The following is a 494-nucleotide window of genomic DNA, read 5'->3' as shown; positions in this document are numbered from 1 at the left end:
CCTGCTGTTAATGAAGCGGCATCTAAACTATAGGTAATACCTGTTGAATTCGTAGCTGTGGTAGTAGTGGTTACTGCTCCTGCTCCTTGGCAACGGGTTGAAGTTGCTGGACTGAAGGCAGCAATACTTACTGTTGGGGTCACTGTTACTACATGTGTAGTGGTAGCAGGACCGTTACATCCTGCAGCGCTTGCTGTAATTGTTGTACTTCCTGACCAACCTGCTACATAAGTAACCTCCCCTGTGGATGCATTTATACTATTGCCTGCTGTTAATGAAGCGGCATCTAAACTATAGGTAATACCTGTTGAATTCGTAGCTGTGGTAGTAGTGGTTACTGCTCCTGCTCCTTGGCAACGGGTTGAAGTTGCTGGACTGAAGGCAGCAATACTTACTGTTGGGGTCACTGTTACTACATGTGTAGTGGTAGCAGGACCGTTACATCCTGCAGCGCTTGCTGTAATTGTTGTACTTCCTGACCAACCTGCTACATA

Annotated in this window: 1 protein-coding gene; it reads right to left on the bottom strand. The window is 46.6% G+C overall.

All coding sequences use genetic code 11. The features are described 5' to 3' along the window. The coding region (locus tag WFZ86_RS20150) for a hypothetical protein (RefSeq protein WP_342693618.1) at positions 1–494 on the bottom strand (494 nt) is incomplete at both ends.

Source organism: Flavobacterium polysaccharolyticum, assembly GCF_038739875.1.
Lineage (GTDB): Bacteria > Bacteroidota > Bacteroidia > Flavobacteriales > Flavobacteriaceae > Flavobacterium > Flavobacterium polysaccharolyticum.
The sequence above is the reverse complement of the archived record's forward strand: the minus strand, read 5'-3'. Positions and strand labels throughout refer to the sequence as shown.